We start from the raw sequence: 18,492 nt of genomic DNA, 5'->3' as shown, positions 1-18,492 counted from the left end.
GCCCTGTCGTCTCACGCCGTGGTCTTGCGCTTCGATGCAGCGGGTTTGCGAACCTGCACCGCGTTGACCGCCGGTGCCTGTGCCAGCAGGCGGCCCAGCATGTCGATCAACTTTTCGACTTCCTTCTCATCGAGGCAATCCAGCAGGACCCGTTCACGGTCCAGCGCCAGTTCTATGATCCGGTCATGCAGCGCGCGGCCGGATTTGGTCAGGATGACGACGCGCCTGTTGTCGCCGGCCAGATCGGTCACTGTCACGCTGCCGTTATCGACCAGAGATTTAAGGGTGCGACTAACGAGACCCTTGTCGAGGTCGAAATACTGGCAAATCTGTTGTGCGGTGCACGCGTCTTCGCTGGCGAGTTTCGAGAGGATCCGCCATTCCGTGACGCCGACGCCGAATTCGCGCCGATAGGCACTCGAAGCACCCGCGGCGAGCTTGTTGCCCAGGAAATTGATGAGCGCCGGTACATATCGTCCATGGTTGATCACCGGCTTTGTCATCTGGATACGATCTGCAATCTGAAATGAACGGAAATCGAGCGGCCCGTGAATGCTTGGCTAGACTTTAGCAGCATGCCACGATGCGTCGGAATTACGCAGTTCAACAGACCGCGTTGTGTTGTCAACCCAGCCGTTGACAGGTCAACATGGCTCCGTTATCGCGGGCGATCATCATCGCGGGCGACAGCGTATGGGGACTATGACTTCACGGCCTTGAAGAGCCGGCATCACCTACAGAGGAGGAATTAATGCTGAGGAATTTCATTTCCGCGACCGTGGCTGCTGTCGGCGTGCTGTCCATCGGCGCTTTTGCGCAGGCGCAGGAGACCGTCAAGATCGGTCTGATCGTGCCGATGACCGGCGGTCAGGCTTCGACCGGCCAGCAGATCAATAACGCGATCAAGCTCTATCAGCAGAAGAACGGCGACACCGTTGCCGGCAAGAAGGTCGAAATCATCCTCAAGGATGACGCGGCGCTGCCTGACAACACCAAGCGCCTCGCGCAGGAACTGATCGTCAACGAGAAGGTCAACATCATCGCCGGCTTCGGCGTCACGCCGGCTGCGCTCGCCGCTGCGCCGCTCGCGACCCAGGCGAAGGTGCCCGAGATCGTGATGGCCGCTGGCACCTCGATCATCACCGAGCGCTCGCCCTATATTGTGCGCACCTCGTTCACACTGGCGCAGTCCTCCACCATCATCGGTGACTGGGCCGCCAAGAACGGCATCAAGAAGGTCGCGACGCTGACCTCCGACTACGCACCGGGCAACGACGCACTGCAATTCTTCAAGGAACACTTCACGGCCGGCGGTGGAGAGATCGTCGAAGAAGTCAAGGTGCCACTCGCCAATCCCGATTTCGCGCCGTTCCTGCAGCGCATGAAGGACTCAAAGCCCGACGCGGTGTTCGTGTTCGTGCCGGCCGGACAGGGCGGTAACTTCATGAAGCAGTATGCCGAGCGTGGCCTCGACAAGTCCGGCATCAAGGTGATCGGACCCGGCGACGTGATGGACGACGACCTGCTCAACAACATGGGCGATGCAGCGCTTGGCGCCGTCACCGCGCATCTGTATTCGGCAGCGCATCCCTCGGCGATGAACAAGGAGTTCGTTGCGGCCTACAAGAAGGCCTACAACACCCGCCCGGGCTTCATGGCGGTCGGTGGCTGGGATGGCATCCATCTCGTCTATGAGGCGCTGAAGAAGACCGGCGGCAAGGCCGACGGCGACAGCCTGATCGCGGCGATGAAGGGTATGAAGTGGGAAAGCCCGCGCGGCCCGATCTCGATCGATCCGGAGACCCGCGACATCGTGCAGAACATCTATATCCGTGAGGTCAAGAAGGTGGACGGCGAACTCTACAACATCGAATTCGCGACGTTCGAGGCGGTGAAGGATCCCGGCAAGACGAAGAAGTAAGCGACACTTTTTCCGAAGTGTAGTAAGCTCCGTCATCGATAATTCCCCTCCCCCGCACTTGCCCGGGGAGGGGGAGGGGGAGGGTGGGGGCGCCCCACGCGCCGCTCTTTATGCGGCACCACCCACCCGACCGGCCTGATGGCCGGCCACCCTCCCCGCAAGGGGGAGGGAAAAGAAAGAAAGTTCGCACCGTCCCATGACCCTTCTCACCATCCTGTTCGACGGCGTCGCCTACGGCATGTTGCTGTTCGTGCTGGCGTGCGGGCTGGCGGTGACGCTGGGCCTGATGAACTTCGTCAATCTCGCGCACGGCGCCTTCGCCATGGCAGGCGGTTATGCCTGCGCGATTCTGGTCAATCGCGCCGGCCTGCCATTCTTCGCGGCATTGCCGATTGCTTTCGTGGTGAGCGCGGCGATCGGTGCCGTGCTTGAGCGATCTCTCTATCGCCATCTCTATACGCGCAGCCATCTGGATCAGGTGCTGTTCACCATCGGTCTCGTCTTCATGTCCGTGACGGCGATGGACTACTTCATGGGCTCAGCGCAGACCTTCATCCATCTCCCGGACTATCTGCAGGGTCAGATCAATCTGTTCGGCCTTGGCGTCGGCCGTTATCGCCTGATGATCATCGTGATCTGCGGATTGCTCACCATTGCATTGCAGATGATCCTGTCGAAAACGCGCTTCGGCAGCCGGCTGCGCGCCGCGGTCGACGATCCGCGCGCCGCGTCGGGTTTGGGTATCAACGTCCCGCAGGTTTTCGCCCTGACCTTTGCCTTCGGTTGCGGATTGGCCGGCATGGGCGGCGCACTTGGCGCCGAGATCCTTGGCCTCGATCCGTACTTCCCGCTGAAGTTCATGATCTACTTCCTGATCGTGGTGACGGTCGGCGGTTCGTCCAGCATCACCGGGCCGTTCCTGGCCTCGCTGCTGCTGGGCATCGGCGATGTCGCCGGCAAATATTACGTGCCGAAACTCGGCGCCTTCGTGATCTACACCATGATGATCGTGATCCTGATCTGGCGCCCGAACGGCCTGTTTGGCCGTACGGCAGCGCGGTGAGGGCGTCATGACAGCCAACAGCACCACCCATCCGGAAGTCGGCACCTTCGCCATGGCACGCGCGCAATGGCGCTGGCCCGAAGTCGTGTTCTGGCTCGCCGCCGCAGGCTGCATCCTGCTGTTTCCGAACCGCTACCTGATCCTCACCGAGATCGCCTGGCTCGCGCTGTTCGCGCTCTCGCTCGATCTCATCCTCGGCTATGCTGGCATCGTTTCGCTCGGCCACGCCGCATTCTTCGGCTTCGGCGGCTATGCGGCGGGACTGCTCGCATTGCACGGCATCGTCACCGAACCGGTGATTGCATTGGTCGTGGCTGGTCTTGCCGCGATGGCGCTCGGCTTTGTGACAAGCTTCCTCGTCATGCGCGGTTCGGATCTGACGCGGCTGATGGTGACGCTCGGAATCGCGTTGTTGCTGCGTGAACTCGCCAACCGCTTTTCAAACATCACCGGCGGTTCCGATGGCCTTCAGGGTATCGAGATGGCGCCGATACTCGGCCAGTTCTCCTTCGACATCTTCGGCAAGGTCGGCTTCATCTATTGCCTCTGCGTGCTGTTCGTCTTGTTCCTGCTGGCGCGCCGCATCGTGCATTCGCCGTTCGGCCTGTCGCTACGAGCGATTCGCAACAATCCACTGCGCGCCTCGGCGATCGGCATTCCCGTCAATCGCCGGCTGATCGCGATCTACACCATCGCCGCCTTCTATGCGGGCGTCGCCGGTGCACTCTCGACGCAAACGACTGCGCTCGCCTCGCTCGATGGTTTTGCCTTCGATCGCTCGGCCGACTTGATGCTGGTGCTGATCATTGGCGGGACCGGCTATCTCTATGGCGGGTTGATCGGTGCGGTGATCTTCAAATTGCTGCAGGAACTGTTTTCAACGATCACGCCGCAATACTGGCAGTTCTGGATCGGCGCCGTGCTGGTGGTCATCGTGCTGATCGGCCGCGACCGGATGCATCGCTGGGCGCTGTTTCTGCCGCGGCTGATCGCGAGCAAGTTCGTCCGTGCCAAGACGCCGGTCGTTGCGCCGGAAGGTGAGGCGCCATGACCATCGCGCTGGAAACCGTCAATCTCGAAAAGTCCTTCGGCGGGCTCCGGGTCACCCGCGATCTGTCGCTCAAGATCGAGGCCGGCGCGCGCCATGCGCTGATCGGTCCGAACGGCGCCGGCAAGACAACCGTGATCAATCTTCTGACCGGTGTGCTCAAGCCCAATTCCGGCCGTATCCTGCTCGAAGGCGACGACATCACCGGACTGCCGGTGCACAAGCGCGTGTTGCGCGGGCTGTCGCGGACCTTCCAGATCAACCAGCTCTATCCCGACATGACGCCGCTGGAGACCGTCGGTCTCGCTGCGTCCGAACATCTCGGTCATGGCAGCGACTGGTGGCGTCGCATGGGCACCCGCAGTGACGTCAATGACGCGATCGCGGAAAACCTCGCGCGCTTTCACCTGCTCGACGTCATGAATGAGCCGACGGCGACATTGCCCTATGGCAAGCAACGCCTTCTTGAGATCGCCGTCGCCATCGCCACCAAGCCGCGTGTGCTGCTGCTCGACGAGCCGGCTGCAGGTGTGCCGGAAAGCGAGCGTCACGATATTCTCTCGGCCGTCGCCAGCCTGCCGCGCGACGTCACCGTGTTGCTGATCGAGCACGACATGGATCTGGTCTTCTCCTTTGCCGATCGCATCTCTGTGTTGGTCGCGGGCGCCATGCTCGTGGAAGGCCCACCGGACGAAGTGGCGCGCGATCCGCGCGTCAAGGCCGTGTATCTGGGCGAGGGCGCCGATGTCTGACCTTCTCGACATCGGTGACCTGCGCGCGGGCTACGGCGAAGCCGTGGTCATTCCGAAGATGACGCTGCAACTCGGCGAAAGCCAGGTGCTGGCACTGCTCGGCCGCAACGGCACCGGCAAGACCACGCTGATCAATTCCATCGTCGGCGTCACCCGCCGCTTCAGCGGGACGTTGAAGCTCGGCGGGAAGGACATCACGTCGCTGCGGCCGGACCAGCGCGCCCGCGCCGGCATTGGCTGGGTGCCGCAGGAGCGCAATATCTTCCGCTCGCTCACCGTGGAAGAAAACATGACCGCCGTGGCGCAGCCCGGCCCGTGGACGGTCAAGAAGATCTACGAGATGTTTCCGCGGCTCGAAGAGCGCAAGAACAATTTCGGCAACCAGCTCTCCGGCGGCGAACAGCAGATGCTGGCCATCGGTCGTGCACTGACGCTCAATCCGCAGGTTCTGCTGCTGGATGAGCCGACCGAAGGCCTTGCGCCGATCATCGTCGATGAATTGCTGGCAGCGCTGGGCAAGATCACACGCGCCGGCGGCATCTGTTCCATCATCGTGGAACAGAATGCCCAAAAAATACTCGGGCTCGCCGATCGTGTCGTGATATTGGAACGCGGCACCATCGTGCATGATGCAACGAGTGCAGCGTTGAAATCCGATCCCGCCGTGCTGGAGCATTTCCTCGGCGTCGCCGGCGCGGCCGGCAGCAAGAATAAACACACGGCCGGTACACCCGGCTGATCTGCAAACCGAGCATTCTGGAGTAACGACTATGCAGAGAACCAAAGCCCCGTTCCGTGCCGACGAAGTCGGCAGCCTGTTGCGGCCAGCATCGATCAAGGAAGCACGCGCCAAGCTGGAGAAGGGGGAGATTTCGGCTGACGATCTGCGCAAGGTCGAAGACATCGAGATCGAGAAGGTTGTGCATCGCCAGGCCTCGACCGGCCTCAAACTCGCCACCGACGGCGAGTTCCGTCGTTCGTGGTGGCACTTCGACTTCCTCGCCAAACTGACCGGCTGCGAACTCTATCACCCCGACACCGGCATCCAGTTCACCGGCGTCGAGACCCGTCACGACTCGGTGCGTGTGATCGGCAAGGTGGATTTCCCCGACGATCATCCGATGCTTGCGCACTTCAAGTTCCTGAAGAAGCATTGCGACACCGCCGGCGTCACCGCCAAGATGACCATCCCGTCGCCGGCAGTTCTGCATTTCCGCGGCGGTCGCAAGGCGATCTCCAAGGAAGTCTATCCGGATATCGAAGTGTTCTTCGAGGATCTCGCCAAAGCCTACCGCAAGGCGGTGAAGGCGTTCTACGACGCCGGCTGCCGCTACCTGCAGTTCGACGACACGGTCTGGGCCTATCTCTGCTCGGAAGATGAGTTGAACAAGGTCCGTGCGCGCGGCGAGGATGCCGACAATCTGCAGCAGATCTATTCGCGCATCATCAATTACGCGATCGCCGAGCGTCCTGCGGATATGGTGATCACCACGCATGTCTGCCGCGGCAACTTCCGCTCCACCTGGATTTCGTCGGGCGGCTACGAGCCAGTGGCTGAAACGCTGCTCGCCGGTACCAACTATGACGGCTACTTCCTCGAATACGATTCGGATCGTGCCGGCGGTTTCGAACCGCTGCGCTTCCTGCCGAAGGGCAACAAGGTCGTCGTGGTCGGTGTCATCACCTCGAAGTTCGGCGAGCTCGAGAAGAAGGAAGACATCAAGGCGCGTCTGCAAGAGGCTTCGAAGTTCGCACCGCTCGAGCAGCTGGCCGTGTCGCCGCAATGCGGTTTCGCCTCCACCGAGGAAGGCAATATCCTCAGCGAGGAAGAGCAGTGGGCCAAGCTCAAGCTCGCTGTCGATGTCGCGAACGAGCTCTGGGGCAAGTAAGCCCGCTGTCGCCTGACCGGCGGCTCGCCAACACAAATGCCCGGCTTTTGCCGGGCATTTGCATTTCAGTCTCCTGACGATGAGCTCTCAGGACTTGCCGCGGCCCACGCTTTCATAGGTGAAACCGGCCTTCTCCATCTCCTCGGGGCGGTAGATGTTGCGCAGATCCACGATGACCGGCTGCTTCATCTTCTGCTTCACTTGCGCGAGGTCGAGTGCGCGGAACTGCTCCCATTCGGTCACGATCACGAGCGCGTCGGCGCCAGTCGCGCATGCATAGGCATCGTCGCAATAGGTGATATCCGGCAGTTCGTGCTTGGCCTGTTCCATACCGACGGGATCGTAGGCCTGCACGGTTGCGCCGAGATCCTGAAGCGCGGTGATCAAGGGGATCGACGGCGCCTCGCGCATGTCGTCGGTGTTGGGCTTGAACGTCAGTCCGAGCACGCCGACGGTCTTGCCGCGCAGATTGCCGCCAAGCGCGGCAGAGACCTTGCGGGCCATGGCGCGCTTGCGGTTATCGTTGACGGTGAGGACGGCCTCGACGATCCGCAACGGCGCGTCGTAGTCCTGACCGGTCTTGACCAGTGCGCGAGTATCCTTCGGAAAACACGAGCCACCGAAGCCGGGACCAGCATGCAGGAACTTCGCGCCGATGCGGTTATCGAGGCCGATGCCACGCGCGACGTCCTGGACATCCGCGCCGGTTCGCTCGGCCAGATCGGCGATTTCATTGATGAAGGTGATCTTGGTCGCAAGAAACGCATTCGCGGCGTATTTGATCAGCTCGGCCGTGCGTCGGCCCGTATACATGATCGGCGCCTGATTGAGATAAAGCGGACGATAGATCTCCGAGATCACCGTGCGTGCGCGCTCGTCGTCGGTGCCGACAACGATGCGGTCGGGATGCTTGAAGTCGCGGATCGCGGCGCCCTCGCGCAGGAACTCCGGGTTTGACGCGACGGCGACGTCGGCGTCGGGATTGGCTTCCCTGATGATGCGTTCCACATCGTCGCCGGTGCCGACCGGCACGGTCGATTTGGTGATCACAACGGTAAAGTCGCGCAGGTTGGCGGCTATCTCGCGCGCGGCGGCATGCACGTAGCTGAGATCGGCGTGGCCATCGCCGCGGCGGGACGGGGTTCCGACCGCGATGAACACGGCATCCGCCGTCTTCACGGCCTCACTGAGGTCGAGACTGAAGCCGAGCCGGCCGCTTTTCACATTGCTGGCCACCAGCGCGTCGAGGCCGGGCTCGAAGATCGGGATCTCGCCACGGAGCAGGGCATCGATCTTGCTGCTGTCCTTGTCCACGCAGATCACGTTATGGCCGAAATCGGCGAAGCAGGCGCCGGACACAAGGCCGACGTAACCGGTGCCAATCATCGCAATGCGCATGGGGAAAGCCCGTTTTGAGTAGTCGGAAGGCGAGAATTTGAACTTGCCACATCCTAGCAGAAGCACGCTACTTTCACACGACGGCAGGTGGATCGAACGGGCATTTCATCTGTGGGCAGGCTGTGCTATAGAGTGGGCCAAGCATAATTCTGCCCACTTCCGGTCACATCCCCGCACATGAAGAACGATCAGATCCTCGGAATCATCTCGGATTTCTGCCGACAGGCGGAAATGGCGGAGTCGACCTTCGGTCGACGGGCCGTCAACGACGGCAAGCTGGTCAACCGCCTGCGCGAGGGCAAACGCATCACCATCGACACGCTGGAGCGGATCCAGGCCTTCATCGCCCAGTCGATGCCAGAGGGCGTGCCGCCGCCACGCGGGCTGGAGCCGCCGATCGAACGGCGCGATCCGCGCAGCAATTTCCGCTTCTTCGAGAACCGGCAGAAATACCTGCTGTTCGTCCATACCTGCTCAGAAAAGCGGGTGATTGCCGATCGCGTCGGGCTTGAACTGGCGAGCATCCATCCGCGCCCGCCAGCGCTGCGGGTGTTCGATGCGGGCGTTGGCGACGGCACGGTGCTGGCGCGGGTGATGCGCTCGATGCACGGTCGTTTTCCGCATATGCCGTTCTATATCGCCGGCAAGGAGCTCAGCCTTGAGGACGTCCGGCTGACGCTGGACAAGGTGCCGGATCGGCTGTTCGAACATCCCGCCACGGTCTTCGTCCTGACCAACATGCACTATGCCGAGGCGCCCACACTGACCCCGGCATCGCCGGCCGCTGCCGCCGCCATGATCTGGCACGAGGTTCCGCTGCGGGGCGCTTCGTCCGGCGAATTCGCCGACCAGATCGCCGGACTTGGAGCTTTTCTTGAGGACAACTGGCGGGCCAGCATCAACCCCAGATCGGGCATGCCGACCTATGAACGGCCCGTGGCGCTGGTGGTCTATCGCGAGGATCACAGGTTCCTGCTGGATTCGATTATCCCGCGGGCAGGGCGCACGGAGGCCAATTTCGACCTGATTATCGCCTCCCAGCCCTATCGGGCGAAGTCTTCGGTGCAATTTCGGGCCAAACGGATCATGGCGCCGCTGGCTCGGGCACTGCGGGCCGGTGGGCGGCTGATCGGTATCCATTCGCATGGGCAGGACCCCGGTATGGAGATCGTTCAAGCCGTCTGGCCCAAAGAAAATCCTTTCGCCGTGAGCCGGCATGAGCTATTGCGGGCGGTGAAATATGAGCTGGGCTCAGCCGGCCGCGATCTGAACTTCAATGCCTATTCCGACCAGCGGTCGATCTTTCGCTACGCCATGGAGGCGCTGCCGAACGAGGTGACCGGATCGATCGGAACTTCGACGGCTTTTGCAGCGTGGAACGCGGCGGTCTACGTGGCTCAAATCGAGGATGACCGTTTGACGGAAGTAACCCAGAGCGGCCGTTACCTGGATGCCACCCGAGAGGTTCTGCGCAAGCACAACGGTCTCTGGTTCTACGACGAATCCTACGTCATCTCGCGGCGTCGCGACTGACATTTCCGGAACAATGTGACGAAGGCTGCCGTACCCGGCGCAAATAAAGAGGACCAGTTGATGCGCGCGTCTTATCTCTTCACCAGTGAATCGGTTTCCGAAGGCCATCCCGACAAGGTCTGCGACCGTATCTCCGACGAGATCGTCGATCTGTTCTTCCGCGAAGGCCCGAAGGCGGGCATCGATCCCTGGGATATTCGCGCTGCCTGCGAAACCCTCGCTACCACCAACAAAGTTGTGATCGCCGGCGAGACCCGGGGTCCGTCGACCGTCACCAACGACCACATCGAAGCCGTCGTTCGCGCCGCCATCAAGGACATCGGCTACGAGCAGGACGGTTTCCACTGGAAGACCGCCGACGTCGAGATTCTGCTGCATCCGCAGTCGGCCGATATCGCACAGGGCGTTGATGCCAAGCAGCCGACCAATGCCGAAGAAGGCGCTGGCGACCAGGGCATCATGTTCGGTTATGCCACCAACGAAACGCCCGAGCTGATGCCGGCGCCGATCTTCTACGCGCACAAGATCCTGCGCCTGATCTCGGAAGCCCGTCATGCCGGTACCGAAAAGGTGCTCGGTCCGGACTCCAAGAGCCAGGTCACCGTGCAGTACGAAAACGGCAAGCCGGTCGGCGTGCGCGAAATCGTCGTCTCGCATCAGCATCTCGTTGAGGACATGACCTCGAACCAGGTGCGTGAACGCGTCGAGCCCTACGTCCGCAAGGCGCTGCCGGATGGCTGGATCAGCGACAAGACGATCTGGCACATCAATCCGACCGGGAAGTTCTTCATCGGCGGTCCCGATGGCGACGCAGGTCTCACCGGCCGCAAGATCATCGTCGACACCTACGGCGGCGCAGCCCCGCATGGTGGCGGTGCATTCTCGGGCAAGGACTCCACCAAGGTGGACCGTTCGGCTGCTTACGCTGCGCGTTACGTCGCCAAGAACATCGTTGCCGCAGGCCTCGCCGACAAGGCGACGCTGCAGCTCGCTTACGCTATCGGCGTGGCGCGTCCACTGTCGATCTATGTCGACACCCATGGCACCGGCAAGGTCGCTGACGATGCCATTGAGAAGGCCGTTGCTGCCGCGATGGATCTGACGCCGCGCGGCATCCGCAAGCATCTCGACCTCAACAAGCCGATCTACGCCCGCACGTCGGCCTACGGTCATTTCGGTCGCACGCCGGATGCCGACGGCGGCTTCTCCTGGGAGAAGACCGACCTCGTCGATGCGCTGAAACGTAACGTCTGATCTTACTTTCCCTCTACCCCAGCGAAGCTTTTCGCAGCGGGAGAGGGTGCCGTCGCGAAGCGAAGGCGGGAGAGGGCCTACGACCAGCCCCTCTCCGAACCGAGTATGTCGTGACCGTCTGTGCAGCCCTCTCCCGCGAGGGGAGAGGGCGCAGTTATGAGCGTCCGCGAGAACCTCTCGCACTATAGGAACAAGGATTCAAATATGACCGCCCCCAACGGCTTCACCGACTACATCGTCAAAGACATCAACCTCGCCGCCTTCGGCCGCAAGGAGCTCTCGATCGCCGAGACCGAGATGCCAGGCCTGATGGCCACCCGCGAGGAATACGGCCCGAAGCAGGTGCTAAAGGGCGCCCGCATCGCCGGCTCGCTGCATATGACCATTCAGACTGGCGTGCTGATCGAGACGCTGAAGGCACTCGGCGCCGACATCCGCTGGGTCTCGTGCAATATCTATTCGACTCAGGATCACGCCGCAGCCGCGATCGCCGCTGCCGGCATTCCGGTGTTCGCCATCAAGGGTGAAACACTGACCGAATACTGGGACTACACCGCAAAGCTGTTCGACTGGCATGGCGGCGGTCACCCCAACATGATCCTCGATGACGGTGGCGACGCCACCATGTATGTCCATCTCGGCCTCAAGGCAGAGAACGGCGACACGGCGTTCCTCGACAAGCCCGCTTCGGAAGAAGAGGAAGTTTTCTTCGCGCTGCTCAAGAAGCAGCTCAAGGAAAAGCCGAAGGGCTATTTTAAGGCGATTGCCGAGAGCATCAAGGGCGTCTCGGAAGAAACCACAACGGGCGTGCATCGCCTGTACGACATGCAGAAGGCCGGCACGCTGCTGTGGCCCGCGATCAACGTCAATGACTCCGTCACCAAGTCGAAGTTCGACAATCTCTATGGCTGCCGTGAATCGCTGGTCGACGGCATCCGCCGCGGCACCGACGTGATGATGTCGGGCAAGGTCGCGATGGTCGCTGGCTTCGGCGATGTCGGCAAGGGCTCGGCTGCTTCGCTGCGCCAGGCCGGCTGCCGCGTGATGGTCTCCGAAGTCGATCCGATCTGCGCGCTGCAGGCGGCGATGGAAGGCTATCAGGTCGTCACGATGGAAGACGCCGCGCCCCAGGCCGACATTTTCGTCACCGCGACCGGCAACAAGGACATCATCACCATCGAGCACATGCGCGCGATGAAAGATCGTGCCATCGTCTGCAACATCGGTCACTTCGACAACGAGATCCAGATCGCGTCGCTGAAGAACCTGAAGTGGGACAACATCAAGCCGCAAGTCGACGAAATCACGTTCCCTGACGGTCACCGCATCATCATGCTGTCGGAAGGCCGCCTGGTGAACCTCGGCAATGCCATGGGTCATCCGTCCTTCGTGATGTCGGCGTCGTTCACCAACCAGACGCTGGCGCAGATCGAGCTCTATGCCAACAACAACGACGGCAAGTACAAGAAGGAAGTGTACGTGCTGCCGAAGTCGCTCGACGAGAAGGTCGCGATGCTGCATCTCGCCAAGATCGGCGTGAATCTGACCAAGCTGCGCAAGGACCAGGCCGACTATATCGGCGTGAAGCAGGAAGGTCCGTTCAAGTCGGATCACTACCGCTACTGAGTTTGGTTTGCCGTATTGAATAAGAAAAGCCCCGGAGCGATCCGGGGCTTTTTGCTGGTTCGATCGTCAGTTGTTTGCCGTGATCACGGCTGGTTTGAAGAGGCTGTAGCCAAAGCCCGCCTTGATGGTCCAATTCGAGGTCCGGCTGTCCGGTTCCAGCGAGCCGTCAAATGCCACGGCGGATGCGCCATATCGGAAGTTGAGAAAGTCGATACCCACATTTGCGTGCCATTCCCGCGTAATGGCGTAATCTGCCGAGAGTCCAGCCATATACATGGTTGAACTGCCCAGATCGTAGGTCAGTGGATTGATAGGCACGCCGCCGTTGAACGACGTCGTCATTTTCGGGGCAAGCGTTGTTCCGATCAAGCCGGAGGCGGATAAAACGATCCTGTCGCTCGCGGCCCATTGAACCAGCAACCCGCCACCGGCATAACCGTGCTCATAGAGTTCGCGATATCCGGAAGGACTGTTGCCGTTGCCTAGATTGCGTTCCCATCCGCGATAGCCGGCGCCGAGATAGGGCGTAATCATCCAGTCAGCAGCGACATCGAAACCTTTGCCGAACCGAAGATCCAGGTTTCTGATATCGGCGCCGCTGAAATCCTTGGTTACGGGACCGCCTGACGCGCCGTATTCCGTTTTTCCCGCGATCCATGTGAACACGCCCATGAAGTAGATGTTGGTCACCGCGCCGATGGGAGCCATGGCCGATACGCCAAGTTGCAGGCCCGGCAGCCAGCCTTTTTCGCTGCTGAAGCGCGGAGCTTGCGATGTCGTCTCGTTGTAGTCGACGCGATGCCCGACAACGCCAAGGCCGACCTGCGTATTCGCGATGAGGATGGGATTGATCCACGCGCGCGCATCAAGAGGGGTCCTGACCAGCATGTCAGCAGCGGAGGCGTTGCCGCCGATCATGGTCAGCGCTGCGCACCAAAAGGCAAAGCTCAACTTGGTGCCCATCGGACGCCTCCTGACCCGCAAACGCAATAAACCTAAAGTTGTTCATATATCTAATGCGCGCATTGCGCTTTGGCAACACATCAGGACTTACCGTTCCTGATATCGCTCCGCATCGACGCGCCTGAATGGCACGACGATGCAAGACGGATGCGCGCGCGCCGACAGACGGCGGAGCGGCAGCCTCAAGCCAGCATTTCGCGCACCATCGGAATAACCTCGCGCCCATACAGCTCGATGCAGCTCATCAGATTCTCATGCGGTAGGGTCCCGGCGCTGTATTTCAGATCGAAGCGCGAAATGCCGAGCGCCTTCGCGGTTTTCGCGATCTTCTTCGCCACGGTCTCTGGCGATCCCACATAGAGCGATCCGTGTTCGACTTCCTGATCAAATTCGCGGCGCTGCATCGGTGGCCAGCCGCGCTCCTTGCCGATGCGATCGCGCATTGCTTTGTAATCAGACCACAGTTCCTCACGCGCCTGCTCGTCGCTGGCAGCGACATAGCCCGGCGAATGCACGCCGATCGGCTTCACGGGTCGCTTAATCTCGGCATAGGCGCGATGATAGAGATCGACATAGGGTTTGAAGCGCTCGGGCTCACCGCCGATGATCGCCAGCATCAGAGGCAGGTCATAGCGCACCGCGCGAACGACTGACTCAGGACTGCCGCCGACGCCAATCCAGGTCATCAGCCTGCCGGTCTCGATCGGCGGATAGACGCGCTGATTGGTGAGTGGCGGGCGGGTCGTGCCGCTCCAGGTTACTTCCGGCTCGGACGCCAGCGCTGCGAACAGATCGAGCTTGTCCTCGAACAGCGTCTCGTACTGGTCGAGCTTGAAGCCGAACAGCGGGAAGGATTCGGTGAACGAGCCGCGGCCGAGAATGACTTCGGCGCGACCGTTCGAGGCAGCATCCACGGTGGCAAAACGCTGGAAGACGCGGATCGGATCGTCGGAGCTCAGCACGGTCACAGCGGAACCGAGGCGAATGCGTTTGGTGCGCGGCGATGGCCGCGAGCACGACTTCGGGCGCCGATACGGCAAAGTCTGCACGGTGATGCTCGCCGACACCAAAGAAGTCGACGCCGAGCTGATCGGCGAGGACGGCCTCGTCGATGACATTCCGGATGACTTGTGCATGTGACAGCATTTCGCCGTCTGCGCCACGTGTGACGTCACCGAACGTGTCGAGACCTAGTTCGAGCGGCATGGATAGCTTCCCTGATGGAGCCGAAACGAAAAAGGCCGCGCATCATGCGCGGCCTTTCGTAATGAAGGCGTGCGTGCCTTACTTGGGTTTGGTGATTTCGAACTTCAAGGTGCCGATGCCATCGACGCCGCATTCGACCTTGTCGCCGGGCTGCAGCGCGGCCACGCCAGCCGGGGTACCGGTCAGAATCACGTCGCCGGCACCGAGTTCGACCTGCAGCGACAGCTTGGAAATGATCTCGGCGATGTTCCAGATCATCTCGGACAGGTCGCCCTTCTGACGCTCGGTACCGTTCACCGAGAGCCAGATCTTGCCCTTGGAGGGATGGCCGACCTTCGAAGCGGGGACGAGCGCGCCGGTGGGTGCCGACATGTCGAACGACTTGCCGATCTCCCAGGGCTGCTCCTTCTTGCGCGAAATTGTCTGCAAGTCGCGGCGGGTGAGGTCGACGCTGACGCCATAGCCCCAGACGTGATCGAGCGCCTTTTCCGGCGAGATGTTGAGGCCGCCGCTCTTCAGCGCGACGACGAGTTCGACCTCGTGCTGCATGTCCTTGGTCAGCGTCGGGTAAGGGATCTCGCTGCCATCCGGCACGATCATGTCGGCGTGCTTGGCGAAGAAGAAGGGAGGGTTGCGCTCGTCATTGCCGAGTTCGCGGATGTGCTCGAGATAGTTGCGGCCCACGCACCAGACACGGCGCACCGGGAATTTCGTAGTCTCGCCCTGAACGGCGATGGCGGCCTGCGGCGGAGGAGCGATAACGAACGATGCGGTCATGGACGGCTCTCGGGCTGGTTGTGAAGGCGGGGATCAAAACGGATGCCGCGCTTGCGCGGCAGAAAACAGAAGCAAGTCTTACGCCGACGCATCAAGCGGTGCCAGCGGCGAAGCATCACGATGTTGCAAGCGGAAGAACGAGGCGTAGCGCCCGCCACGGCGCAACAGGTCGTCGTGGCGGCCGCGCTCGACAATCTCGCCACCCTCGACCACCAGAATGGCATCAGCATGCATGATGGTGTGCAGGCGATGCGCAATGACGATCGTGGTACGATTCTGGCAGAGATGCTCGATGGCTTCCTGCACCGATTTTTCGGATTCGGAATCCAGCGCCGCTGTCGCCTCGTCCAGCAGGATGACCGGCGCGTTCTTCACCAGCGCGCGCGCAATGGCGATGCGTTGGCGCTGGCCGCCTGAGAGTTGTGCGCCATGCTCGCCGACCGGGGTCTCGTATCCGAGCGGGAAGCCCATGATGAAATCATGGGCGCAGGCGGCCTTGGCTGCCGCGACGATCTCGTCTTCCGTGGCGCCGGGTTTGCCGAAGGCGATGTTCTCGCGGATCGTGCCGCGGAACAGATAGACATCCTGTCCGACATAGGCGGTCTGGCCGCGCAGTGAGCGCCGCGAGACCTGGCCGATCGACTGGCCGTCGATTGTGATGTCGCCTTCGCTGACCTCGTAGAGCCGCAGCAGCAGTGCCAGCACCGTGGACTTGCCACCACCGGACGGACCGACCAGCGCGGTGACCTTGCCGGGCTCGGCGACGAAGCTCATGCGGTTGAGCACGACCTCGTTGGGGCGATAGCGGAACGTCACGTCATGCAGCTCGACGCGCGCATCGGTTAGTTTGAGCGCCGGCTTGTGGTCGTCATTCGGTTCGGAAGCCGGGCTGTCGACGATTTCCAGCAGCGTATGCGCGCCGATGATCTGACTGTTGAGGTCGATGTTCAGCCGTGCCAGCCGCTTCGCCGGCTCATAGGCCAGCAGGAAGGCGGTGACGAAGGAAAAGAATTGCCCGGGCGTTGCGCCCATCGCGACCACGCGATAGCCGCCATACATCAGCGATGCGGCGATGGCGAAGCCGCCGAGGGTTTCCATCAGAGGGCTGGAGCGGCTGGAGACGCGCGCCATCTTGTTGGCGTTCTGCTCGACAGCCGTGATGCTCGCTTCCATGCGTTGCTGCATGGTCTTTTCGAGCGTGAAGGCCTTCACCGTGCGGATGCCCTGCAGCGATTCCTGCATCACTTCCAGAATTTCGGTGGTACCGGTGAACTGGTTGCGCGCGAGGCCCTTGATGCGGCGGACCAGCTTGCGCAGCACCAGCATCGCGGGCGGCGCGACGAGGAAGCCGAACAGCGCCATATAGGGGTCCTGCATCACCATCACGCCGACCAGCGCGATCAGCGACAGCAGGTCACGGCCGACGGCGTTGATCAGCAGGCTGAGCACCTGCGTCACCGAATTGGCGCCGGCAGTGAGCCGCTGCAGGAATTCCGACGAATGCCGCTCCGAGAAAAAGCCGATGCTCTCGTTCATCAGCTTGGCGAACAGCCGGCGCTGATTGTTCGCGACGATCGCGTTGGAGATCTTCGAGAGAATCACGGTGTGGCCGTAGGTTGAGGCGCCCTTGATCAGGAAGATCACCACCACGAAACCCGAGAACAGCGCGATGCGCTCGATGCTCTTGTCCACATAGGCTTGGTTGATCACCTCACCGAGCATATAGGCGGCGCCCGCGGTGGTCGCGGCGGAGACGGCCATCAGCAGGAAGGCTAAGAGGTAGCGCCGCCAATAGGTGACCGCCTGTTCGGCGATCAGACGGCGGATCAGCGCCCAGGCGCCGTAAGGATCGTCAGTGACTTTGCGAGTAATCTTGGCCATCCGCGGTCCAGCGACGGCGCCGGGCAGGGATTTGCCAGGGAGCCCGGTCAGCTTGCGAAACAGCCGCCTGATTGCCCGTTAAATCGCGGTTTTTCAAGTCAAAATCGGGCTTGCCAAGACTTTGTTAACCCGTTGGCTCAATGGCGTCCCCCGCCGGATTCGGGCCGTTTTGGTCCCAGAATCTCTCGGAAGCACGGCACGCGACGGGTACGCGCCGTGCTTCCGGTTGGCGGGGTGTAACCCGATCAGAACCGGTAATTCACACCCGCTTTCATGGTGTGGAACCTGGTATCGACCGAGATGCTGGAGTTGGAGGAGAAACCATTGGCGACGTCGTTGACGGCAGTGGAGAACAGCGTGCTCCGGCCGAGGTCCACATAGAGATATTCGGTCTTGAACGACCACTGCGGGGCGAATGCGTATTCGAGGCCCGCGCCGGCGGTCCAGCCCCACTGTGTCTGGCCGGCCGATACCGCCACAACCTGGCCGAGCACACCATTCGGGCCGGTCAGAGTGAAGTTCCCGTTGGTGTTGACCCGGCCATAGGCGCCGCCGCCGGTGCCGTACAGGAACACGCGGTCCCATGCATAGCCGAGCCGTCCGCGAATCGTGCCGAACCATTCGACTTCGGAGCCGGTGCCGAATGCCGCGGACGTGGTCACGCCGTTATTGTTCAGCGTCTGATTGCCCTCGAAGCGACCCTTGATGCCGGACCACTGGAAGTCCGTCTCGATGCCGATGACGAAGCCACCATTGTATTGATAGTTGTAGCCAGCCTGTCCGCCGCCAAAGAAGCCGCTTGAGGTCAGGCTGAAATTGCCGCTTGTGCTGGCAACGCGCGCGGCTGCCTCGGCCTGCAACTGCCGTTGGGTAGCCTGGAATGGATAGTCGAACTTGTCACCGCCAAAACCGACATTGGCGCCGACATAGAAGCCAGTCCAGGAGAACACCTGGACGGGCGCGACTGGCGCCTTCACCGGATAAGGCATGTCGGCCGCAACGGCAGGAACGGCTGCACCGACAAGCAGTGCTGCGCCAGCGAATAATCTCTTCATGATCAGGCCCCTCAGTTTCTTGCGCACGGCAAGTGATTTCCGATGCTTCGCCGTCATCGGCGATCGCATGTGAAGTGTCGTCGAGCCAAGGCATCTGCGAATGATGCCGGGACTCGCGGCTTCCAC

Annotated in this window: 15 protein-coding genes and 1 pseudogene; 9 read left to right on the top strand and 7 right to left on the bottom strand. The window is 61.5% G+C overall.

Annotated features, from left to right (window positions below):
* Positions 1–11 precede the first annotated feature (11 nt).
* The gene (locus tag AB8A38_RS09055) at positions 12–503 is read right to left on the bottom strand and encodes a MarR family winged helix-turn-helix transcriptional regulator (RefSeq protein WP_068738189.1); all 492 of its coding nucleotides are present in this window, start codon (positions 501–503) and stop codon (positions 12–14) included.
* A gap of 248 nt (positions 504–751) precedes the next feature.
* On the opposite strand from AB8A38_RS09055, the gene AB8A38_RS09050 reads away from it, so the two are divergent.
* The 6 genes from AB8A38_RS09050 to AB8A38_RS09025 all read left to right on the top strand — a co-directional run bounded on the left by AB8A38_RS09050 (position 752) and on the right by AB8A38_RS09025 (position 6,673).
* Positions 752–1,921: an ABC transporter substrate-binding protein gene (locus tag AB8A38_RS09050; protein WP_315841463.1), complete on the top strand. Its 1,170-nt coding sequence runs from the start codon at positions 752–754 to the stop codon at positions 1,919–1,921.
* 196 nt (positions 1,922–2,117) lie between these two features.
* A complete protein-coding gene (locus AB8A38_RS09045; protein ID WP_068738185.1) occupies positions 2,118–2,984 on the top strand; it encodes a branched-chain amino acid ABC transporter permease in 867 nt (288 codons plus the stop codon).
* A 7-nt stretch (positions 2,985–2,991) separates the two neighbouring features.
* Positions 2,992–4,035, top strand: coding sequence for a branched-chain amino acid ABC transporter permease (locus tag AB8A38_RS09040; protein ID WP_439085752.1), 1,044 nt, complete (start codon positions 2,992–2,994; stop codon positions 4,033–4,035).
* Positions 4,032–4,784 (top strand): ABC transporter ATP-binding protein, encoded by a 753-nt coding sequence (locus AB8A38_RS09035; protein WP_439085751.1) that lies wholly within the window; start codon positions 4,032–4,034, stop codon positions 4,782–4,784. Before AB8A38_RS09040 ends, AB8A38_RS09035 begins: the two co-directional genes overlap by 4 nt.
* Positions 4,777–5,523 carry an ABC transporter ATP-binding protein gene (locus AB8A38_RS09030; RefSeq protein ID WP_439085750.1) on the top strand — a complete coding sequence of 249 codons (747 nt, stop codon included), beginning with the start codon at positions 4,777–4,779 and terminating at the stop codon, positions 5,521–5,523. Before AB8A38_RS09035 ends, AB8A38_RS09030 begins: the two co-directional genes overlap by 8 nt.
* A gap of 31 nt (positions 5,524–5,554) precedes the next feature.
* Complete coding sequence (locus tag AB8A38_RS09025; RefSeq protein WP_068738177.1) at positions 5,555–6,673, top strand: cobalamin-independent methionine synthase II family protein; 1,119 nt, start codon at positions 5,555–5,557, stop codon at positions 6,671–6,673.
* An 87-nt stretch (positions 6,674–6,760) separates the two neighbouring features.
* On the opposite strand, the gene AB8A38_RS09020 is transcribed toward AB8A38_RS09025, so the two are convergent.
* On the bottom strand, positions 6,761–8,071 hold the full coding sequence (locus AB8A38_RS09020) for a UDP-glucose dehydrogenase family protein (RefSeq protein ID WP_439085749.1): 1,311 nt from the start codon (positions 8,069–8,071) through the stop codon (positions 6,761–6,763).
* Between the two features lie 177 nt (positions 8,072–8,248).
* Here AB8A38_RS09020 and AB8A38_RS09015 point away from each other — a divergent pair, with 177 nt between their 5' ends.
* From AB8A38_RS09015 to ahcY, 3 genes are all read left to right on the top strand, one after another.
* Positions 8,249–9,604 carry a hypothetical protein gene (locus AB8A38_RS09015; RefSeq protein ID WP_068738171.1) on the top strand — a complete coding sequence of 452 codons (1,356 nt, stop codon included), beginning with the start codon at positions 8,249–8,251 and terminating at the stop codon, positions 9,602–9,604.
* Between the two features lie 60 nt (positions 9,605–9,664).
* On the top strand, positions 9,665–10,858 hold the full coding sequence (gene metK / locus AB8A38_RS09010) for a methionine adenosyltransferase (protein ID WP_089268239.1): 1,194 nt from the start codon (positions 9,665–9,667) through the stop codon (positions 10,856–10,858).
* A 204-nt stretch (positions 10,859–11,062) separates the two neighbouring features.
* Positions 11,063–12,484, top strand: a complete 1,422-nt coding sequence (gene ahcY / locus AB8A38_RS09005) for an adenosylhomocysteinase (protein WP_315841468.1) — start codon at positions 11,063–11,065, stop codon at positions 12,482–12,484.
* Between the two features lie 66 nt (positions 12,485–12,550).
* Here ahcY and AB8A38_RS09000 read toward each other — a convergent pair whose 3' ends face one another.
* The 5 genes and pseudogenes from AB8A38_RS09000 to AB8A38_RS08980 all read right to left on the bottom strand — a co-directional run bounded on the left by AB8A38_RS09000 (position 12,551) and on the right by AB8A38_RS08980 (position 18,366).
* Positions 12,551–13,447 (bottom strand): hypothetical protein, encoded by an 897-nt coding sequence (locus tag AB8A38_RS09000; protein ID WP_439085748.1) that lies wholly within the window; start codon positions 13,445–13,447, stop codon positions 12,551–12,553.
* Between the two features lie 182 nt (positions 13,448–13,629).
* Positions 13,630–14,653, bottom strand: a pseudogene (locus tag AB8A38_RS08995) (LLM class flavin-dependent oxidoreductase).
* 78 nt (positions 14,654–14,731) lie between these two features.
* A complete protein-coding gene (locus tag AB8A38_RS08990; RefSeq protein ID WP_439085747.1) occupies positions 14,732–15,430 on the bottom strand; it encodes a fumarylacetoacetate hydrolase family protein in 699 nt (232 codons plus the stop codon).
* Positions 15,431–15,508: 78 nt separating this feature from the next.
* Positions 15,509–17,311, bottom strand: coding sequence for an ABC transporter ATP-binding protein (locus tag AB8A38_RS08985; protein ID WP_315841472.1), 1,803 nt, complete (start codon positions 17,309–17,311; stop codon positions 15,509–15,511).
* A 245-nt stretch (positions 17,312–17,556) separates the two neighbouring features.
* Positions 17,557–18,366 (bottom strand): outer membrane protein, encoded by an 810-nt coding sequence (locus tag AB8A38_RS08980; protein ID WP_315841473.1) that lies wholly within the window; start codon positions 18,364–18,366, stop codon positions 17,557–17,559.
* Positions 18,367–18,492: the final 126 nt, after the last annotated feature.

This window comes from Tardiphaga sp. 839_C3_N1_4 (assembly GCF_051811045.1).
Taxonomy (GTDB): Bacteria; Pseudomonadota; Alphaproteobacteria; order Rhizobiales; family Xanthobacteraceae; genus Tardiphaga.
The sequence above is the reverse complement of the archived record's forward strand: the minus strand, read 5'-3'. Positions and strand labels throughout refer to the sequence as shown.